Origin of the sequence: Rhodovulum visakhapatnamense (assembly GCF_004365965.1) — a bacterium.
In the GTDB taxonomy this organism is placed as follows: Bacteria; Pseudomonadota; Alphaproteobacteria; order Rhodobacterales; family Rhodobacteraceae; genus Rhodovulum; species Rhodovulum visakhapatnamense.
In genome coordinates this window covers 14,452-34,280 of the sequence record NZ_SOEB01000017.1, presented here as the reverse complement: position 1 = coordinate 34,280, position 19,829 = coordinate 14,452, and the positions used below count along the sequence as shown (strand labels likewise).

The 19,829-nt window shown below is 64.2% G+C and carries 16 protein-coding genes and 1 tRNA gene; 6 read left to right on the top strand and 11 right to left on the bottom strand.

Translation table 11 applies throughout. From position 1 onward, the window contains the following. Positions 1 to 29: 29 nt before the first annotated feature. Both EV657_RS14650 and EV657_RS14645 read right to left on the bottom strand, forming a co-directional pair. The gene (locus EV657_RS14650) at positions 30 to 1,199 is read right to left on the bottom strand and encodes an IS5 family transposase (RefSeq protein ID WP_134078589.1); all 1,170 of its coding nucleotides are present in this window, start codon (positions 1,197 to 1,199) and stop codon (positions 30 to 32) included. Positions 1,200 to 1,284: 85 nt separating this feature from the next. After that, positions 1,285 to 3,480, bottom strand: coding sequence for a hypothetical protein (locus tag EV657_RS14645; protein ID WP_134078588.1), 2,196 nt, complete (start codon positions 3,478 to 3,480; stop codon positions 1,285 to 1,287). 391 nt (positions 3,481 to 3,871) lie between these two features. Here EV657_RS14645 and EV657_RS14635 point away from each other — a divergent pair, with 391 nt between their 5' ends. From EV657_RS14635 to EV657_RS14625, 3 genes are read left to right on the top strand one after another with little or no spacing between them, the layout of a single operon-like run. Continuing rightward, positions 3,872 to 4,327, top strand: coding sequence for a DUF2924 domain-containing protein (locus EV657_RS14635; RefSeq protein WP_134078586.1), 456 nt, complete (start codon positions 3,872 to 3,874; stop codon positions 4,325 to 4,327). Continuing rightward, positions 4,324 to 5,649: a recombinase family protein gene (locus EV657_RS14630; RefSeq protein ID WP_134078584.1), complete on the top strand. Its 1,326-nt coding sequence runs from the start codon at positions 4,324 to 4,326 to the stop codon at positions 5,647 to 5,649. Before EV657_RS14635 ends, EV657_RS14630 begins: the two co-directional genes overlap by 4 nt. Beyond that, complete coding sequence (locus tag EV657_RS14625) at positions 5,646 to 6,035, top strand: hypothetical protein (RefSeq protein ID WP_134078583.1); 390 nt, start codon at positions 5,646 to 5,648, stop codon at positions 6,033 to 6,035. Before EV657_RS14630 ends, EV657_RS14625 begins: the two co-directional genes overlap by 4 nt. A gap of 131 nt (positions 6,036 to 6,166) precedes the next feature. Here the strand turns inward: EV657_RS14625 and EV657_RS14620 are convergent, their stop codons facing one another. Continuing rightward, positions 6,167 to 6,460, bottom strand: a complete 294-nt coding sequence (locus EV657_RS14620; RefSeq protein ID WP_166673714.1) for a helix-turn-helix domain-containing protein — start codon at positions 6,458 to 6,460, stop codon at positions 6,167 to 6,169. Between the two features lie 213 nt (positions 6,461 to 6,673). Between EV657_RS14620 and EV657_RS14615 the strand changes: the two genes are divergently transcribed. From EV657_RS14615 to EV657_RS14605, 3 genes are all read left to right on the top strand, one after another. After that, a complete protein-coding gene (locus tag EV657_RS14615) occupies positions 6,674 to 7,276 on the top strand; it encodes an 8-oxoguanine DNA glycosylase (RefSeq protein ID WP_208323281.1) in 603 nt (200 codons plus the stop codon). Positions 7,277 to 7,672: 396 nt separating this feature from the next. Continuing rightward, entirely contained in the window at positions 7,673 to 8,884 is a 1,212-nt protein-coding gene (locus EV657_RS14610) for a PfkB family carbohydrate kinase (RefSeq protein WP_134078580.1), read from the top strand. Next, a complete protein-coding gene (locus EV657_RS14605; protein WP_134078578.1) occupies positions 8,881 to 9,474 on the top strand; it encodes a 7-cyano-7-deazaguanine synthase in 594 nt (197 codons plus the stop codon). Before EV657_RS14610 ends, EV657_RS14605 begins: the two co-directional genes overlap by 4 nt. Positions 9,475 to 9,508: 34 nt before the next feature. On the opposite strand, the gene EV657_RS14600 is transcribed toward EV657_RS14605, so the two are convergent. The 8 genes from EV657_RS14600 to EV657_RS14565 all read right to left on the bottom strand — a co-directional run bounded on the left by EV657_RS14600 (position 9,509) and on the right by EV657_RS14565 (position 19,828). Next, positions 9,509 to 12,145 (bottom strand): DEAD/DEAH box helicase, encoded by a 2,637-nt coding sequence (locus EV657_RS14600; protein WP_134078576.1) that lies wholly within the window; start codon positions 12,143 to 12,145, stop codon positions 9,509 to 9,511. Between the two features lie 11 nt (positions 12,146 to 12,156). Further along, the gene (locus EV657_RS14595) at positions 12,157 to 13,695 is read right to left on the bottom strand and encodes a site-specific DNA-methyltransferase (RefSeq protein WP_134078574.1); all 1,539 of its coding nucleotides are present in this window, start codon (positions 13,693 to 13,695) and stop codon (positions 12,157 to 12,159) included. A gap of 3 nt (positions 13,696 to 13,698) precedes the next feature. Beyond that, positions 13,699 to 13,887 carry a type II toxin-antitoxin system Phd/YefM family antitoxin gene (locus EV657_RS14590; RefSeq protein WP_134078572.1) on the bottom strand — a complete coding sequence of 63 codons (189 nt, stop codon included), beginning with the start codon at positions 13,885 to 13,887 and terminating at the stop codon, positions 13,699 to 13,701. Positions 13,888 to 14,236: 349 nt separating this feature from the next. After that, a tRNA-Ser gene (locus EV657_RS14585) sits at positions 14,237 to 14,326 on the bottom strand. Between the two features lie 117 nt (positions 14,327 to 14,443). Then, complete coding sequence (locus EV657_RS14580; protein ID WP_134078570.1) at positions 14,444 to 15,160, bottom strand: alanyl-tRNA editing protein; 717 nt, start codon at positions 15,158 to 15,160, stop codon at positions 14,444 to 14,446. Beyond that, on the bottom strand, positions 15,157 to 17,613 hold the full coding sequence (locus EV657_RS14575) for a DUF3772 domain-containing protein (RefSeq protein ID WP_134078569.1): 2,457 nt from the start codon (positions 17,611 to 17,613) through the stop codon (positions 15,157 to 15,159). The genes EV657_RS14580 and EV657_RS14575 overlap by 4 nt, the downstream gene beginning before the upstream one ends. Beyond that, the gene (locus tag EV657_RS14570; RefSeq protein WP_075786927.1) at positions 17,610 to 18,644 is read right to left on the bottom strand and encodes a cysteine synthase A; all 1,035 of its coding nucleotides are present in this window, start codon (positions 18,642 to 18,644) and stop codon (positions 17,610 to 17,612) included. The genes EV657_RS14575 and EV657_RS14570 overlap by 4 nt, the downstream gene beginning before the upstream one ends. Positions 18,645 to 18,700: 56 nt before the next feature. Then, on the bottom strand, positions 18,701 to 19,828 hold the full coding sequence (locus EV657_RS14565; protein WP_134078567.1) for an NUDIX domain-containing protein: 1,128 nt from the start codon (positions 19,826 to 19,828) through the stop codon (positions 18,701 to 18,703). Between the last annotated feature and the right edge of the window lies 1 nt (position 19,829).

The following is a 19,829-nucleotide window of genomic DNA, read 5'->3' as shown; positions in this document are numbered from 1 at the left end:
CCATGGGCTCCCGATGTCGGCGTGTGGCCTCACGCGGCCAGCAATCGGGGCAGCCGAGCAAGGTTCGCCGCGGCCATTGTCAGGATGAAGCGGGATCGGACCCGTTCGATGCCGCGATAGACGGTCTGGGCCATGCCGCCGACGGTCTTGGCCCAGCCGAATGGCTCCTCGATCCGCTTCCGGTGCTTCTGGGACAGGGTGTAGCCCTCGTGTCGGGTGGTGCGACCGTCGATGGCGGAGTGGCGCGCCTTCCGGGCGACATGAGGCGTGACGCAGGCGCGCCGGAGGTCGCGAACGAAGTCGGCGCTGTCGTAAGCCTTGTCCGCCCCGAGCGTCAGCTGCCGTGTCGAGCCCGGTGAATGCGCATGGATCATGTCGAGCGCGGCGCGCCGTTCGGCATGGCCGTCGGCCCGGGTCAGGTCGCCCTGCACGATCAGGCCCGACCGGTTTTCCATCAGCGCATGGCCCATGAAGCACAGCACTGCGCCCGCGCCGGGCGATTTCTTGTAGAGCCGGGCGTCCGGATCCGTGGTCGAGGCGTGGGTCGCGTTCGAGCGCTTCTCTCCCCGGAAGTCGACTTCGGCGTTGCGGTTCTGGCGGCTGGGGCGGGGCATCGGGTCGGTCTCCGGGTTGGTATCGACGGGAGGATGGTCGGCGGCGGCGCGCGAAGGCGGGTCGCCGGGGTCCTCGTCGTCGGGCGGCGCGCCCTCGGCCCTTGGCTGGAAGCTCTTCATGGAAGCCCAGGCCTTGATCAGCGTGCCGTCGACCGAGAAGTGCTCGTCCGACAGGAGCGGCGCGACCTCGCGATGGGCCAGGATCGCCGCCATCACCTTGCGCGACATGTCAGTGGTCAGAAGGCGGTCCCGGTTCTTGCTGAACACCGTCGGGACCCACACAGGATCGTCGACGCCCAGCCCCACGAACCAGCGGAACAGCAGGTTATACTGCATCTGCTCCATCAACTGCCGCTCGGAGCGGACCGAGAACAGGATCTGGATCAAGCTCGCCCGGATCAGCCGTTCCGGCGGGATCGAGGGACGGCCGAAGTCGGTGTAAAGCGACTCGAACTCGGGATCGAGGCTGGCCAGCGCCTCGTTCACCACCTGCCGGATCTTGCGCAGCGGATGCCGTGCCGGGATCCGCGCCTCAAGATCGACATAGCTGAACAGCGACCCCGTCGCCTTGTCCGTTCCGCGCATCGCCCAACCCCGCCTCAACCGTGCGGTGGGTGAATCACGTTCCACAAACCGCGTCGAGGCAGGACTTCTTCAGCACCCTGCTAGATCACGCAGTGTCGGTCGCATCGCCGAGACGCCAATAGCGATTGCTCGAGCCGTGCCGGATGTAAGTCGGATGCGCCTTCGCCCATGCGCCGGAAGAGAACAGCTGTCTGGGATTGTCAGACCCCATCCCGTCCATCAGGACCTTGGTCAGCCGCTGGCCTGTGCCATCGGTTGCCGCTTCAACAAGGCTTTCGAAGAGTTGGATCTGGTTCGCGCCGTCGAGCGTGAGCGGCTCGAGACCAGGGATGATGAGCGTCCCGGAGCGAGGCGTGTGCCGCACAACTTGAGCGACTTGCGCGGAGGTCGCCAGCGTTCGGTTTGCCTCGAAGCGCCGGGCCATTTCCTCTCGATCCAGATCGCCGAGGCTTCCGTCGTTTAGCAAAAGGTCGCGTAGCGCGATAACGACGTTCGGTCCGAGGAATTGCGGCGGCTCATCGGAAACGGCGAGTACGAGACCGGGACCCGCCGTATGCCGCGACCGAAGCACAGTCTCGACGCTCTCGCGGGCTTTCAGATCGGCGAGGCGACGCGCGAGATAGAGCGGGACCTTTCGCTCACCCAGTGCCATCGGCCCAAGCGAGACGAGGAACTCGTTGATGGTTTCGATGTTACTGATGCCGAGAGAGCCAGCTATCGCCTTGAGGATGGTTTCGGCAAGCCATGCTCGATCGATCCCGTACTCGATGGCATTGGTGTCGAGGCGCAATCCGTCTGCCTCTCCAAAGGAACCGGTTTGTCGAACCGTCCCTGGCTCCGGACCCGTTTGCTGCTCAACTTCGACAACCTCATCGTCATCCTCGGCGAGCCCAATCAACTGCCGCCCTTTGCGGGCAATCAATCTCGCACTGACCAGGCGCGCTGGATCGACGCCCGCGGAGATGAAGAACGCACCGGCAACAGTGTCGTCGGGCAGGTCGTACAGCGACAGAAGAAAGCCGAACCACTGAGCCCGTTCCTGATCGGTGAGCGTCCGCAGGTTCTGCGTAATACCCCAGTGTTCGAGCAGTCGGAACCCGAGGTCCCGAAGGAACGGATCGCGCATGCTCTGCACGTCAGAACTGCTGCCATCCGAGATTGAGACCCGGAAGGTTCCCTCCTTTCCGTCCGATCGACGGGTGTAACCAATTGCGATGGCGATTTTTGTGAAGCCGAAACTCCGGATCAGGTTGGCTGAATTGGAGACGTATTTCTGGACAACGTCCTCCATCTTGTCTTTTATGGTCACCTTGATGTTCAGCCTTCGGCCCCACGAGCCGAGGCGGACCTCGGCCTCGACTACCGCCGCCATCGTGATCTCGACGTCGTCGAGATCCGGACAATCCAGATCGAAGGAAGACCTGAAGCGTTCGAGGTTGAATTCCCGGCGGGTCAACGGCTTGGCCGACGGCGGGCGCCCTAGAACGACCTCCGCGAAGACCTTAGAGGTCTTTTCGCGAACGTCGCTGCTGGCAGACGCGACCTCGATTTTCTTCAGCTGGGGTGTGTAGATCAGGACTGCCTCATGCGAGGGCCTGTAGTAATGGACGGTCCAGCCCCCTTCCTCGCGATGATTGTCGATACTCGACAGTGGCCCGGGATGGCGCAGGGCGACCATGAAGGACGGCGGATAGTTGGCGGTCTCGGGCAATTCGAGGACGGACGCGGTGACCTTGCCCTTCAGTCCTAGAGCTTCCTGAACAGCGTCACAGAGCTTCTCGTCAGGGATTCCGTCTGTGTCGGCAACAGAAGCGTGGTCGAAGTCCACTTCGCAGCATGTGTAGTACGTCCGCCGTTCTCGATATCGCCGCGCGGCATAGAAGCTCTGGGCGTCGTGGAAGTGCATCGGGAAGACCGTGCGCATCCAGATGCTCTTGCACAGCAGGTCAGGCTGGGACTCATACTGGTCGTAGTCGACATTCTGCAGCCGTTGGCCCGCAACCGTTTCGAGTGAGGTCGCTCCCTTGTCCTGGCCCATGTCGAGCAGAGCGCCAGCGATGCCTTCAAGTAGCCCGATGATTTCCTTGTCCTCCGAACGCAGGTACGAACTCAGCGCTGCCTTGCCTTGATCATCGGGCGTGACCTCAGTGATTTCCGGCGGAGCGAGAAGAGTGTCGTCGGGCCGTTTGAAGCTGGCGAGAAACTGCCGGACCAGCGCCGCCGGGGCGCCCTGAAGGATACTTCCGAGGTTCGGTCCGAATTCGCTCTTCTTACGCGCCATGAACTCACCTCAATGAACTACTGCTGTCGATTGATTCAACCTGCGATAATCATGGACAAATCCCTGATCAGCAAGTCCTGATGTTCTCTTCCTGTTCGCATTTCCGCATCCCGTTCCGCTGAGATGTCCCGTCCCGGGAGGCAGGGTGGCTTTTGATCGGTAACAGCACCACCGATCACGGCTACCAAGACATGAAACGCCCTAATCCTCTCCCGCCGGACCAGATGACGCCCGCAGAGCGCCGCAACGAGCTGTGCGGCCTGCTGGCGCTAGGGCTGGTTCGGTTGCGGATGCGGGAGACGAGCGAAGTATCTGACGATACTGGAGAAGGTTGCCTACACTATCCGCCCGACCAATGCCGTCATGCAACTCCAACTCACCGGAGAAATGCATGAACAAGCCCGATCCCATCCCCGCGCGCCTGGCCGCGCTCAAGACCACGCCGACGCCCGACTTGAAGCAGCAGTGGCGCGACCTGTTCGACAGCGAGCCGCCGCCGTTCAACCGCCGCTATCTGGAGAGCCGGCTGGCCTATCGCATCCAGGAACTGGCCTATGGCGGCCTTAAGCCGGAGACGATCCGGCGGCTGGAACGGCTCGGCGAGGAACTGGACGGTGGCGACCGATCCAAGCGCAGCATCCGCCTCGAACGTGACCGCCCGATCACTGGCACGCGCCTTCTGCGCGAATGGCAGGGCGTCGAACAGGTCGTCACCGTCACGGCCGATGGCTTCGAGTGGCAGGGGCGGCCGTACAAGTCGCTGTCCGCCATCGCGCGCGCGATCACCGGCACACGTTGGAACGGCTGGGTGTTCTTCGGGCTCAAGAACCACAGGGGGCGGACATGACGAAGCCGCCGGAAAAATCGAAGGTCGTCCGCAAGCTGCGATGCGCGGTCTACACCCGGAAATCTTCCGAGGAAGGGTTGGAGCAGGAGTTCAACAGTCTCCACGCCCAGCGGGAGGCCTGCGAGGCGTACATCGCCAGCCAGCGTTCCGAGGGCTGGGTGCTGGTCCGCGATCAGTATGACGACGGCGGCATCTCCGGCGGCACGCTGGAACGGCCCGGCCTGCAGCGGCTGCTGGAGGATATCGAGGACGGGCTGGTCGACGTGGTGGTGGTCTACAAGATCGACCGGCTCAGCCGCTCGCTCGCCGACTTCGCCAAGCTGGTGGAGGTGTTCGACCGCAACGGTGTCACGTTCGTCTCGGTGACCCAGTCCTTTAACACGACCACGTCGATGGGCAGGCTAACGCTGAACATCCTGCTCTCCTTCGCCCAGTTCGAGCGCGAGGTGACGGCCGAGCGGATTCGCGACAAGGTCGCCGCCAGCCGGAAAAAGGGCATGTGGATGGGCGGGGTGCCGCCCTACGGCTATCGGGTCGAGAACCGGAAGCTGGTCATCGACGACGAGAGCGCCGCGCATGTGCGCTGGATATTCGCTCGATTCCTCGAGATCGGGTCCTGCACGGAACTGGCGCGGGAGGTTGGCGCGCGCGGCATCCGCACCCCGCGCGGGAACAGGATCGACAAGAAGTACCTTTACCGGATGCTCTCGAACCGCGCCTACATCGGCGAGGCGGTTCACAAGGGCGACAGCTATCCCGGCGAGCACGACGCCATCATCGACCGCGAGACGTGGGACCGCGTCCACGCCATCCTGCAGGAGAGCCCGCGCAAGCGCGCGGCCCGCACCCGCGCCGACACGCCCGCGCTGCTGAAGGGACTGCTGTTCGGGCCGGACGGCGCCGCGTTCTCGCCAACGCACACCCGCAAAGGCGGGCGGCTCTACCGCTACTATGTCAGCCAGACGGTGCTGAAGCATGGCGCTGGGTCGTGCCCGGTCGGCCGCGTGCCCGCAGGCGAGATCGAGGCCGCGGTCATCGACCAACTTCGCGCCGTGTTCCGCCAGCCGGAAATCGTTGCAGGGACGTGGAAGGCGGCGCGCGCCCACGCCGACGACATCACCGAGGCCGACGCCCACGCGGCCCTGCAGCAGCTTGACCCGCTGTGGGACGATCTCTTCCCTGCCGAGCAGGCGCGCATCGTGGCGCTGCTGATCGAGCGTGTCGATATCGGAACAGACGGCCTGAAGGTGCGGCTCCGGGTCGACGGCCTCGGGAGCCTCTCCCGCGAAATGAGTGCTGCCAGCATCGGAGAGGCAGCATGACCCGCAGCGCGCCGATCCCCGACTCTGTGACGCTGCACGTCCCGTTTCGTATCGTGAGGCGCGGCGGACGAAAGGAGATGCAGCTGCCGGAGGGTGTCATGCACTTGCGGCGGACCGACAATACGCTGGTCAAGGCGCTGGCGCGCGCCTTCCGGTGGAAGAGTATGCTGGAGTCGGGCGAGTACGCCACCATCGCCGAACTGGCCGAACGCGAAGGGATCGCGTTGTCATACCTGACCCGCGTCCTGCGCCTGACGCTGCTGGCGCCCGACATCGTCGAGACGATCCTCGACGGGCGGCAGGGATCGGAGGTGACGCTGGCGCGGGTGCTGGAGCAGTTTCCGTTGGAGTGGAAGCAACAGTCGGGCCGCTTAAACCACGCCTAACGAAGTCGGCCTCGAGCGCAGAACCTGGCACCTCAAGAGCCCCGACAAGCGGCGAACCGCCCCTGCGGGACACCGCCCAACCTACACGACTGAAACACCGTCAAGATCTCAGTTGCGACACTTATCATGCATCATCTATGCATGTCGTCATCGACGATACGAGCGATCAGAGCGCGCAGCTCCGGTGATCGCGCAACACGTGCGACGATGGCTTCCAAACCGACTTCCTTTGAGGCGTCATCGACGATGGCCCTAAGCAGATCAGCCTTGGATGATTGAAATACTGACCCTTTTTCGATGCGCGAGACCGTGCTTTGCTCAAGCCCCACCTTCGCCGCAACAGCACGCTGCGAAAGTCCAAGTCGCTTGCGCGCCCGCTGCAGGGCAGCGCCAAAGCTAGGCTGATCAAGCTTGTCTTCATGCATCAATTGATGCATACAGGATGCATGGAGATTTGTGAAGCTTCCCGTTCTCGCAGCCCCTGCGCCTCACCTCCGCTTCACGCAAATGGGCAAGCGGAGATCCTTCCTGGCGTTGCAATGGGTCGACCGGATGTGATCCTCTCGCCCGCCTATTGGCGTTGGCGCTGCCAACATGCAGAGGAAGCCGGCGAGGGGTACGTCGCACGAGAATCTACTTTGCACGAGGAGTTGGGATTCTGCCTTCTCGGCGGATATGGAGTGCGGGTTGAAGTGAACGATGCTTTCTTCCGCCATCTCCGGGAGCGCGGCGTATTTGAATGGGGTGCCCGACCTTCAGAGGAGGACCTGTTTGACTTGCTCTCAGAGCGGATTCCGGTTGCCGATGCCCGTGGGGAAACCTTACAGCGTTACCGCTTCCCGCGTCAGAAGGCGGCGCGGCTTGCCCGTTCCCTCGCGATGGCAGATGAATTGACGCCAGAGCGCCCAGTGCATGCCAAAGTTCCACGGGCTTTTCGTAACAGGCTTATGGCCATGCCTGGCGTTGGCCCGAAGACTGCCAGTTGGATTGCCCGTAACTGGCTGGGAGCTGAAGATGTGGCGATCTTGGACATACACATTCTCCGTCTTGGTCGTTACCTGAGGCTCTTTCCTGACCAAGTGCGCTTGCCTGCTGACTATGAGCGCCTTGAGGTGCGCTTTGTCGCCTTCGCAGAAGCTCTCGAAGTTCGGCCGTCGATTCTTGACGCCGTGATTTGGGACGACATGCGTCGGTTCGGATCGCGTATGGTGGCGCGAGCCACTGTCGGATACTCTACCTGAAATTGATTAGGAGGAAATGTTGATGGGAGGAAGCGGTGGTGATCCAAGCTATCCAAAAGGAGGAAGCCGGACTGGCGGTGGTAGCGGCGGATCAGGAGGAGGCGGAGGAAGCCCGGGCGCGAATCCCTGTGCGATATCATTCCAGGACGATCTCTACTCCCCTGTACCCGGTGTCGCGGACAGGCTCACGACAGGCCAAGTGCTGTCGGTCCGCCTGACACCCGCAAATTCGGTCGGCGTCTTTCTGGATAGCGGCTCGCAAGCTGGCACTCTCGCAGGCCACGTGCAGCTTCCCACGCTGATCGGCTGCCTTGAGGACGGTGTCGAATTTGCTGCGGATGTCATCGACGTCACAGAGGGTTCGTCTGGGCGCGTGCGCCTTCGAGTGCGGCGTGCATGAGCAACGCCGAACCCGATATCACGGTAGTTGGTGGCTATTATGCCGAGCGCTGCGTTTCACCCGAGGTGGACGCCCGCTTTGGCTCTGGCGGCCGAGCAGCGCTCGCGCTTGCTGCAGTGGGTAGACGGGTTCGTTGGCGGTACTACTGCCCAGCTGCTGAGCAACTGAACGCCACGCGTACCGTGATGCATGAGAACTTGGCGCATGAACCAGCAGACAGCGATGCGCTTGTGTCATTCCGCTACACTCATCCGCTCGCCCGTCCTGAGTACTTGCCCTTTCCATTGCCAAGAGAAGAGCCCCTAGTTGTCGAGGCAGCAACCGTGCTGCGCTTCGGACTCATGGAAGGCACGGGCGTCGTAAAGGCTGAGACCTGCGTATATGATCCCCAAGGTGATCCGGCGGATTTCCGCGAGAATGGCTCGAGCGCTTCACGGCTTGCTATCGTATTGAACTTGTCCGAACTCCTTGCGCTCGGGCGGGCAACGGATGAAGCCGCTGCCGTCGAGCGCCTTTTCGCAGGCGGCAACCTCTCAGCTCTCATCGTAAAGGCCGGGGCCGACGGATGCCGGGTGTACGAGAACGCACGCCTTTCCGCGGAGGTGCCGCCCTACAAATCCGCTCGCGTGTACAAGATTGGCACGGGCGATGTCTTCAGCGCCGCGTTCGCAGAGAACTGGATGTTGGCGGGGCGATCAGCGCCAGATGCGGCCGACGTGGCCTCGCGCTGCGTTGCTCACTATGCACAGACACGTACGCCGGCCGTTCGAGCAGATGAGGCCACCAGCGTCGGCGCGCCAGTAAAGCCTGGGGCAGGCGGACAGGTCTATATCGCTGGCCCTTTCTTCACGACACATGAACTCTGGCTCGTCGAGGAAGCATATCGCGGGTTGAAAGAACTGGGGGTGAAGGTCTTTTCTCCCTACCATGAGATTGGGCTTGGACAGCCCTCCGAAGTCGTCCCGGCGGACCTTGCAGCGCTAGATCAGTCCGCGGCAGTGCTCGCCCTTCTGGATGGTGGCGACCCGGGGACTCTATTCGAAGTCGGCTATGCAACCCGCATCGGCCTACCTGTTGTGGCGCTCGCCCAATCGACAAAGCGCAGCGACCTGACGATGTTGCTGGGCTCTCCCAATTGCCGTGTCGTCGACGACTTCTCTACCGCGCTGTACCATGTTGCGTGGGCAGGTCGCCGAGCTTTGGCATGAGGGTCCTGCTTTTCTCCGGCGGCGTCGAATCCACTGCTCTTGCCTACTGGCAGCGGCCAGACTTACTGCTCACCATCGATTATGGGCAGCGGCCGGCAGCCGGAGAACTCAGGGCCGCATCGCACCTGGCACAACAGCTTGACTTGCCGCAGGAGGTGGTGACGGCGAACGTAGCTGCCCTGGGTGCCGGGGATATGGTCGGCCGAGGGATGGCGTCTCATTCCAAGGTTAGCGAGGCGTGGCCATTTCGGAACCAATTCCTTGTGACGGTAGCCGCCATGGCATGTGCGGATCGCGGCTTGAAGGAAATCGCCGTGGGAACGGTGATTACGGACCGCGTTCATCCCGACGGCAATCCTGAATTCGTCACGGCGATCGACGCCTTGATACGTTGCGAACTGCCCGACGCCCGGGTAACGGCTCCGGCAATCAACATGACGACTGTCCAGCTCGTGCACGAAAGCGGAGTTCCACACTCGTTGCTTCGCTGGACGTTCTCGTGCCACAGGGAAACCGTTGGATGCGGGCTTTGCCGAGGATGCACCAAGACTTTGGAGACTTTCGCAGCACTGGGCCTTAACACCGCCTAGCACAGAAATACTCCTCCTCCCGTGGTCGCATCCTTCACAGGCCCGGACTGAGTTTCCCGACGATCTGATCTCGCATGCTCATTCCATCCACGGTTTTCTCTACCACGATGAACAGACCCCTCCCGCCACTCTTCCTCTCCCATAGCTGACCGATGGTCCGCTTCTCGTCGGTATCTGCCCCCTCGGCAGTGAGCGCACCCTTGTACTCTACGACGAGCAGCCGGCCGTCATCCAATTGAGCCACGAAATCCGGATAGAACTTGTCCGTAGCCGTCGGCAACCAGAACGAATTGGGGTGGCGTGCGACGTTGCGGATCCAGAACTTCAGGCCTGGCAAGCTGTCGATGGCTTGCGCGCACTGGAATTCTTCACCGTTCTCGGCTCCATCGAAGGCAGGCACATGGTCCGGCCCAAGGAAGTGCTTGCGAGGTTTCCAGCGCCCACGATACCGGCGCTGATCCCAATACATTCCGTCCTTGAACGCGAAGGCCTGGTCGAAGGACACCTCGACCTTGGCCTCCGGCGCGAAGAGATACCGCTGGTAGACGCCGTCGCGTTCCTGCTGACGGATGGCGGCGAGCTTCTCGCGAACCTTGCGGGCGAGGATGAACTTGCACCGCATCAGCGCCGCGATGTGCATGCCGCGTACGGTGATCAGGTGGCCGACAAGGTCGCGCAGCCAACGGAGCAATTCGCTCTGATGGATGTCCGGCTGGCGCACTTGGCGGTCGAGCCAGAGCACCAGCGCCTCCGGTGTCCAGCCTTCAACATCGACGTCGAGTGCCAGTTGCTCCTCTTCGTCTGCGAACTGGTAGGTTATGCGGTTGCCGTCGAGGTCGATTTCGAAGCTGCGTGCCGTCTCGCGGATCGCGAACTCGCCTTCGCCCAGTTTCGACGAGTGGTCGAGCAGCGACCAGTCGTGGAACTCCATGAACACGTCGGTGTCAGCGAACTCGAACTCGCCCTGGATCTCGGACACCAGGCGCGGGACCTCGAACGCCTCGCCCTGTTCTGCAGGCGATAGCTGGTCCTTCACTTCGACGCGATACTTGGTGACGGCCGCCGAGAACCCCGTTCGTTCGGTCTCGGGGAGAGCTTCGACGATCGCCTTTTCGAGGCCGCCGTCAACACGCCCCGTCACGGCAATCTCGACCTTCCCGTCATCGGTTTCGCGAACGCTCACCCCTGCGCGCTTCTTCAGTTCGGCAACCACCTCGGGTGGCGCCGTCACCGTGTGCTTGAAGGTCGGCTTCGGCTTGTCGCGCGGGCCGAACAGGCCGGTATCGGCATCGAGCGACGTCTGCGCCGGTTCGATGTTGTCGAGCGCCTCATCCTCCTCGAAACCCATCGCCACCAGCTTGTCGGCCAGCGACCGCGCCGCCTCGCCGAACGACGGCTCCGACAGGAACGCATAGGCGCGGTTTAGATCCTCGGCCTTCCGGCGCTTGGCATAAGGCATCCGCAGGACGCGCCCCAGCAGCTGCTCGACGTCCACCGCGCTCTGAATCCGCGAGACCGAGCAGAACGCATAGGCGAAGGAACAATCCCAGCCCTCCTTCAGCGCCTCAACGGTGATGACGTACTCGATCGGGCACTTCGGATCGAACAGGTTGATGCCATCCAGTTCGCGCTGATCGCCGGTGGCCACGGCGATCTTGTGTTCGGGGATCTGCTCGACCTCCATCAGGTGCTTCTTCAGCACCTCGACCGTCACCTCCTGGTTCTTGGGCTGCGCCTGGAACAGGACGATGGGTCGGATGTATGCCGTGTCCTTCTCGGCTTCCTCGGCCAGCGACGCCCGTGACGCGATCGCCCCGTTCACGGCGTTCTGCCAGGTGTCGTGCTCGGACAGCATGATCGGCAGCTTGATCATCTCCTCGAGCTTCAGCTCCTGCGCGGTGACACTGTGCAGGATGTTCGAGTTGAGCCGCGGCGTCGCCGTGAACTCGATGATCGCGGACGGATTGACGCGTGCCTGCATCTCGCGCGTCAGGCCGGTGACCGCGTTGTGCGCCTCGTCCACGATCATCAACGGCCGGTGGACATGCATCAGATTGGCAAAGGAGAACTTCACGCCGCCGCCTTCCAGCGCTTCCAGACCCGGCAGGGTATTGGGCAGCGCCGTGAAGTGCGGCTCCATGTTCTCGTTGTGGGAATAGACCTTCCGGCCCTCGGTGTTCGACACGCGCAGGGTCTGGATCGTGCCGACGACGATGCAGCAATGGTCGCGGATGTCGTGCGGGCGGATGTGGGTGAAATCGGCGATGTCGAACACGCGCACCCGGCCGTCGAAGGCCTCGTCCAGCGCTTGCCGATAGGGGTGGCGGGCGTTCTTCAGGGCCTCGGCCGTCTGAAGTCGGATCGTGTTCGACGGCACCAGCCACAGGACCATCGGATAGTCCTTCTCCACCCAGGCGTCGCGCGCGATGCCGATGGAGTGAGCGCCGAGGATAGTCTTGCCGCCCCCGGTGGGCAGGCGCAGGCAGACATAGGGAACGGCCGGCAGCTCGGCGAGCGGCGTGTAGGTGCCGCCGTACCGGCCGAGACGCTTGGCTTGGTCCGGCTCCCTGGTGATCGCCTCGTACGCGCCCTTCGGGCCCGCCACGCGCGCCTCCTCGAAAAACCGGCGGAGAACGGAGAGAGTATCGGTCTGGTATTGCTTCAGTTTCATCAGATGCCCCCTCAGGCTCGCGCTTTGACGTCGTAGGGCGTCTGCTTGAAGGTGATGCGCTCGCGGTCGAGCGTCACGGGCGTCAGCCGGGATTGTTCGCCATAGACGGTCAGCGGGCCGTCGAAGTCCGGCGCCAGCTTGGCGATATCCTCACGGATCAGGGCGAGCGTCGCGCGGGTCAGCACGTTGCCGCCGCCCGGCCTCTTGTCGCCGAGGATGCCGTTGTAGAGCAGCGCATGGGCGCGGCCGTCGTGGATGCCGAGCAGCGGGCTGTCGCCGCTGCCATCCCACGGCCGGTCGGTCTCCGAAAACCAAACATGCGCCGCCAGCACCGGGAAGCGGATGTCCTGCCGGATGTGGCCCTCCTCGTCGAAGACGGGCGGGCCCAACCGGTAGAAGCGGAACCCGCTGCCACCCTGCCACCCCACTGTCTTGGAGACGCCGCCTTGCTCGCCCTCGATGACCTTTCGAAGTCGGGGTACACAGTATGTTGCTGCGTGTTCACCCATCTCGATTCCGATCGAACGCCGCCCAGTCTTTATGGCGACTGCCATCGTGGTCCCCGATCCGAGAAAGGAATCAAGCACAAGGTCTCCCGGGTTGGTCGCGATGTGCAGAATGCGTTCGATGAGTTTCTCTGGTTTCGGTGTGTCAAACGCATCTTCGTCGTTGAACAGTTCGAGAATTTCTTTCTTTGCCTGCTGGTTGTCCCCGAAATCTGCTGCGGTCCACCAAGTCATGGGCGCCAATCCGCTTTCCTCGAACTGGTATTTCTTGATCCTTGGGCGGCCACGGCCGTTCTTCGGGAAGTAGACGCGCCCTTCAATGTCGCGGAGGCGTAGAAACTCGGGTTCCGTGGCTCCCCAGCAGCGCCCTTTTGGAGGGTCAAGCACATCTCCAGTTGGTGTAGTAATCTTGTACATCTGGTTGGCGCGGAAGCCCTGAGCGCTGAACGGAATTGACCGCCACGGCCCCTTCGGATCCTCGTCGGGATTGGCGTATCCTTTGTCGGTATCGGGCAGGAGGTTCCGGTACTTTTTCCAATCTTGCGCACCGGCGGGAGCGTAAACGAGAATATGGTCATGAGCAGAGCCGATAGCCTTGCGGTTCTCTCGTGAAGTCCTCTTCTGCCACACTACATTTGCGACAAACCGCGAGCGCCCAAAGACTTCATCAAGGATAACTTTGAGATAATGCCCTTGGCGATCATCGATGTTGACCCACAAAGACCCATCTTCCGCCAGCAGATCGCGTAACAGCTCAAGGCGCGGCCAAATTGTGCCGAGCCAGATGCTGTTTTCCAGATTGTCGTCGTAATGTTCGAATGCGGCGCCGGTGTTATAGGGCGGGTCGATATAGATGCATTTCACCCGGCCGGCATAGAACGGCAGCAGCGCCTTCAACGCTTCCAGGTTGTCGCCTTGGATCAGCATGTTGCCCGCGCCACCGTCGCCCGCCGATAAATCCGGGACTTCCTCTAGCAGGCGATAGGGCACGTGCTGCGCCGTGCGGATGTCCTCGTCCCGTGTCAGCCAGTTCAGTATCGGCATGCGCTACCGCTCGTCCTCTCGTTTCTTGCCGGAAGGTTCCACGGTCTGGCCGGTCAGCCGCTGGTACTCTTCGACCGCAAGAACGACGACCACCGGACGACCATGCTTCTCGACGACCACCGGCTCGGCCCGCGCCTCATCGATCAACTGGCCGAAGTGATGCTTGGCCTCACGGGCAGACACGGCCTTCATGGGCCCCTCCCTGATTTGTGGTCAGAATGGTCACAACACAGCGATGAGGTCAACGACCCGCGGAAATGCGATCGCTAAATCAGGGAGTTCGACGCCAGAGGCATTTCGCTCGAATGGAACTCGGATCGGAGTCCGCGCGGACACAGGCAAAAACGGCTTATAGAACAGATGCTTGAAAGCTTTTCACCAAAACTGCGCAGTCAACAGGTCCGGAGAATATCGGCCCTGAGAGACCGCTTCCGGGCCTCCTGGCGCGGGGGCCAGTGCTCAGCCCCTCCCGCATAACCCTCGAAAACAACGGAAAAATCCGGCCGCAGCCGGATCGGGAGAACGCTTTCGCGGGGGCAAGTGGCGGAGAGACAGGGATTCGAACCCTGGAGACGGTTTCCCGCCTACACGCGTTCCAGGCGTGCGCCTTCGACCACTCGGCCACCTCTCCGTGACAGGCTGTCTACCCTCGGCCGGGGGCGCGATGCAAGAGGAGTTTGGTCACTCTCGCCCCCCTGCCCCGCGACCCTCCGGCACGAGCCCGAAGCCGAGTGTGCCATGGCCGAGGCTAACCGCCCGGATGCACCGTCACCCGCCGGTTCTGACGGCCCTTCTTCTCGATCTTGCCAAGACGGACCGCGCCGATCTCGCCGGTGCGGGCGACATGGGTGCCGCCGCAGGGTTGCAGGTCGACCGGGGCCTCGCCGGAGCCGATGCGGACAAGGCGGACACGCCCCGTGCCGCGCGGCGGGGCCGCCGACATCGTCTTCACGAGCCCCGGACCGGCATCGAGTTCGGCCTCGGTGATCCACTGCTCGGCGACCGGAAGATCGCGGGCGATCAGGTCGTTCAGGGCCGCCTCGAGCGCCTCCTTGTCCCCGGGCGCCTCGGGCATGTCGAAGTCGAGCCGCCCCTTGTCGGCGCCGATGGCGCCGCCGGAGACCGGCAGCGGAATGACCACCGACAGCAGATGCAGCGCGGTATGGACGCGCATATGTCCATAGCGGCGATCCCAGTCGAGATGCTGGGTGAGTTCGGCTCCAACCGGCGGCAGGGCGGCACCCTCGGGCGCCAGCAACAGCTCGGCCCCCGCCTCGCTCTTGACGGTGTCGGCCACGATCATCTGGCCGCCCTGCCAGACCAGCCGCCCGGTGTCGCCGGGCTGGCCGCCGCCGCGCGGATAGAAAAGCGGCGCCGACAGCACCACGCCACCCTCGGCATGGGCGGTGACCGTGGCCGGCGCCTCCCTGAGATAGGGGTCCTTGCGGTAAAGCGGGCCGGTCAACGTGGGCCATCTCCTCCATCGGCATCGGCGTCGCCGCCGAGATCGGCGAGCGGCTCGGGCTGGGGTTCGGCGCTCTGGCGCGGCAGGAACGGACCCGGCGGCTGCGGCGCAGGCCGCTCGCGCAGGGTTTCGGGGTTTCTGAGCCAGATGTCGCGCTGGGCGAAGGGGATCTCGATCCCTTCCTCCGCAAACCGGCGGGCAATCTCATGGTTCAGTTCGGTTCGCACCGAAAGCCCGTAGTTGATGTCGCGCAGAATGACCCGAAGCTCGAATTCCAGCGCATCGGCGCCGAAGCCCTGGAACACCACCAGCGGCGCCGGGTTCACCATCACCAGCGGATGGCTTTCGCCGATTTCCATGAGGATCTTCTCGACCTTGCGGGTGTCGCTGCCATAGGCGACACCGACCTTGAGGATGACCCGCCCGGTCAGGTTCTGCCGGGTCCAGTTCGTCACCTGCCCGGCGATCAGATCGGCATTGGGCACGATCACGTCGGTGCGGTCGAAGGTCTGGATCCGGGTCGAGCGGACCGAGATATCCTTGACGATCCCCATCACGCCCCCGACCTCGATCCAGTCGCCCTGGCTGACGGGCCGCTCGATCAGCAGGATGATGCCCGAGACGAAGTTCTGCACGATGGTCTGAAGCCCGAAGCCGATACCGACAGACAGCGCACCGGCGACGATGGCCAGCGAGCTGAGGTCGATGCCCGCGGTCGTCACCGACACCACACCGGCCAGGAAGATCCCGACATAGCCCACGCCCGAGATCAGCGCGGTCTGCCCGCCCGGGTCGATCTTTGTCTTCGGCAGTACGGTCGAGCGCAGCATGCCCTGCACCAGCCGGGTCAGCGCATAGCCCAGCGTGAAGACCACGACGAAGGTCAGGAAGCTCGTCGGCGAGATCCGGGTCCCGCCGATGCTGTAGCCCGCGGTGAAGCGCGTCCAGAGCTCGGTCAGGTCGGCGATGCGCGCGCCCCAGATCAGCGCCAGCACCGGCAGGGACAGCAGCACGAGCATCATCCCGATCAGCACCGGGATCAGGTCGCCGCCATTCTCGGGGTCCTCGACATCGCGGCCCATCAGGATGGCGTAGATATCGGTCACAAAGCGCTGCAACAGCAGCAGGAACCCCATCAAAGCCAGCGTCAGGATCGAGGGATAGACGAAGAAATCGCCCGCCTCGGCATAGCCCACCGCCGCCAGCAGCGGCCCGATCAGCCCGGCCCCGATGGCGGCGCGGCCTAAGAAGGCGGCGACGCGGTTGCGATAGGGCCGCTCTTCGGGGCTTTCGGCGCTGTCGGCCCGGGAATGCGCCAGCAGAAGCTGGCCCATCCGCGACAGCATCAGCCCGGCCAGAAGCAGGATCGGGAAGCTCAGGACCGCCACCGCCTCGGCGGAGTAGGTCTCGACCTTGCTGACTTCCTGGGCCAGCATCGCCAGCGCCAGGATCAGCCCGATGATCCAGGAATTGAACCTTCCCTCGGCGCGCCGCTCGGGCGGCAGGGTCAGGATGGCGCGGCTGACGCCCAGCTGGGCGAAGACGCGGCCCCCCAGCCAGCCCGCGGTGAAGATCGTGAAGCCGAGGATCGGCAGGATCTGCGCCAGCCGCTCGGTGCGAAGCCCGAGCATCGCCGAGGATTTCAGCGCCCCCGCCAGCAGCACGACCCCCAGCGTCGGCACCACGATCTGGCCGAGCGATGCGATGCCGGAAAAGAGTGTCCGTCCCCGGCCCCGGCCGCGCTGGGCCAGAAACACCGACAGCATCTCCATCCAGCGGCGGCCCCTGACCGTCAGGAGGGCTGCCAGGGCCAGAAACAGCAGCGTCACCGGCAGCGCGCTTCGCATGGTCGCGCGCGCATTGGGGTTTTCCCAGTTCGACGACAGCTCGTTGCCGACCTCGACAAGGGTGCCGCGGATCGCGGTCAGACCGGCGGCCCAGTTGACCGGGTTCACCGGCGAGGGTCCCAGCTGCAGCAGCTGATCGGCCTGACGTTCGCGGATGATCTGGTCGATCTCGCGGATCAGGCCGTCGGCCCGGCTATAGGCCTCGACCGCCTTCAGGCTTGGCGCCTGCGCCTCGTTCAGCTGCTTAGTCAGTTCCGCCCGGCGCTTGGCGATTTCCTGCGGCTCGGTCTCGCCCTCGGCGGGCGGATCGCCCAGCGCCGAGATCTGGTCGCGCAGGGTCTTGATCCGGGCCGAGTTGATGTTCTGCGCGTCGAGAAACCGCGTGCGCCAGTCCACCAGTTCGCCACGCAGCGTATCGAAGGCGGCCGTCGAGGCCTTGCCCTCGGCAAGAACCTTCTCGACCCGCGAGGCGACCTTGTTCCACTGGGCGTAATCGGGGCCCTCTTGCTGGGCCTGGGCCTGAGCCAGCGCGGGGGTGGAGAGTGCGGTCGGCAAAACGGCTGTGGCCAGGACGGCCAGCAGCGCAAAAAGGAAACGAAACTTCATCCGGCGAACACCTCCGGCATCGACCGTTTGGGGCCGTCCATCCAGGACGGCACGGGCAGGCCCTTCCCGCGCAGAAAGGCGGGATCGAAAAGCCGCGACTGATAGCGGGTACCGGAATCGCACAGCATGGTGACGATCCTGTGGCCCGGACCCATCTCGCGGGCCATCCGCATGGCGCCCGCGACATTGACCCCCGACGAACCGCCAAGGCAAAGCCCCTCCTGCGCCAGCAGGTCGAAGACCACGCCCAGCGCCTCGTCGTCGCCGATGCGGCAGCAGAAATCGGGGGTGAAACCTTCAAGATTGGCGGTGATCCGGCCCTGTCCGATCCCCTCGGTGATCGAGGAGCCCTCGGATGTCATCTCGCCGGTGGTGTAATAGCTGTAGAGGGCGGCCCCATGGGGATCGGCCAGCCCGATCCTCACGCCCCTGGGCTGCAGCGCCATCGCGGTCCCCGCCAGCGTTCCGCCCGAACCGACCGCGCAGATGAACCCGTCGATGCGGCCGCCGGTCTGCTCCCAGATCTCGGGGCCGGTGCCCTCGGCATGGGCCTGGCGGTTGGCGGTATTGTCGAACTGGTTGGCCCAGATCGCGCCATTGGCTTCGGTCTGCGCCAGCGCCTCGGCCAGACGGCCCGAATAGCGCACGTAGTTGTCGGGGTCGCGATAGGGTTTCGCGGGCACCTCGACCAGCTCGGCCCCGGCCAGGCGCAGCATGTCCTTCTTCTCGCGGCTTTGCGTCTCGGGGATCACGATCACCGTGCGAAACCCCATCGAGGCGCCGACCAGCGCCAGCCCGATGCCGGTATTGCCCGCCGTGCCCTCGACGATGGTGCCGCCCGGCGCCAGCGCGCCGCGCGCCACCGCATCGCGGATGATCCACAAGGCGGCGCGGTCCTTGACCGACTGACCCGGATTGAGGAATTCGGCCTTGCCGAGGATCTCGCAGCCGGTCGCCTCCGATGGCCCTTTCAGGCGCACCAGAGGCGTATTGCCGACCAGATCGGCCAGATCGCTCCGTATCGCCGCCATGTGCGTCTCCCTCTGCCTGCCGGTTTCGTCATTGCTACCGGCGCCCCGGAGGGAACTCAAGCCGGGGGCCGGAAGGCCTCACGGTGACGTGCAAGCCAGAGAAGCGACAGGATGAGCGGGGCATTGCCGATCTCGCCGGTATCGACCAGATCCATCGCCCGCGCGAAAGGCACCACATGGGCACGGATGTCCTCGCCCTCGGCCGGGACCCCGCCCAGACCGCCCGCCTCGGCCCCAAGATCGGCCTCGCCCACGAAGGAGTAGATGTATTCGGCCTTCGCGCCCGGCGAGGTGTAATAGCCAAAACAGCGATGCAGCGCCCCGATCGTCAGCCCCGCCTCTTCGAGCGCCTCGCGGCGCACCGTCTCTTCGGGGGTTTCGCCCGGGTCGATCAACCCGGCGATGGCCTCGACCGACCAGACCTGGCTGTCGCCCCGTGCATAGGGCCCCGCGCGCACCTGTTCGATCAGCAAGACCGCATCGCGGGCCGGATCATAAGGCAGCACGGTCGCGGCGTCCCCGGTCAGGAAGGCCGCGCGCACCATCTCGTCGCTCATGCGCCCGTCGAAGCGGGTATGGCGGAAGGTATATTCCTCGACCGCGAAGAAATTCGCATAGGGCTGGACCCGGGCGGTCTCGACGATATCGCCCGGGCCGGTCGGCTTGCGCAGGGTGGCAGGCCCCGGCTGGCGGGCGCGCAGCGTCGAGGCGGCGCGGGCCAGGATCATCCGGTAGCGCCGGGCATTCACCTCGGGCGGGCGGTCGGGATAGCCCAGCATCACCTCCGACGCGGCCTCGGTCACCAGATCGCCCCAGCGCCTGCGCCAGCCGTCAAGATCCCAGGGCGCGCCCGGCACGAGCCCCGCGCGGTCATGGGCATAGACCCCGGCCTTGACGGCCCCCCCGGCGGTCTCGACCGAAACCTCCTGGCGGTCGAAGCCATAGCCGCCCTCGTAATAATCGAGCCGCGCGCGGTCTTCCGCCGTCAGCCCGTCGACCAGCAGCCCCTCGGCCTGCTTGCCGGGTTCGGGCAGGATCAGCGGAAAACTTTCGCCCTCGGCCAGCCGCACGGCATGATCCGCCAGCCGCGCGGGCCGCGTCGTCAGCGTGCCGGCCGGGCGGTCCAGCACCCGCGCCAAAAGCGGCAGATGGCACAGCGTGCCATAAAAGAACATGCGTTCCATG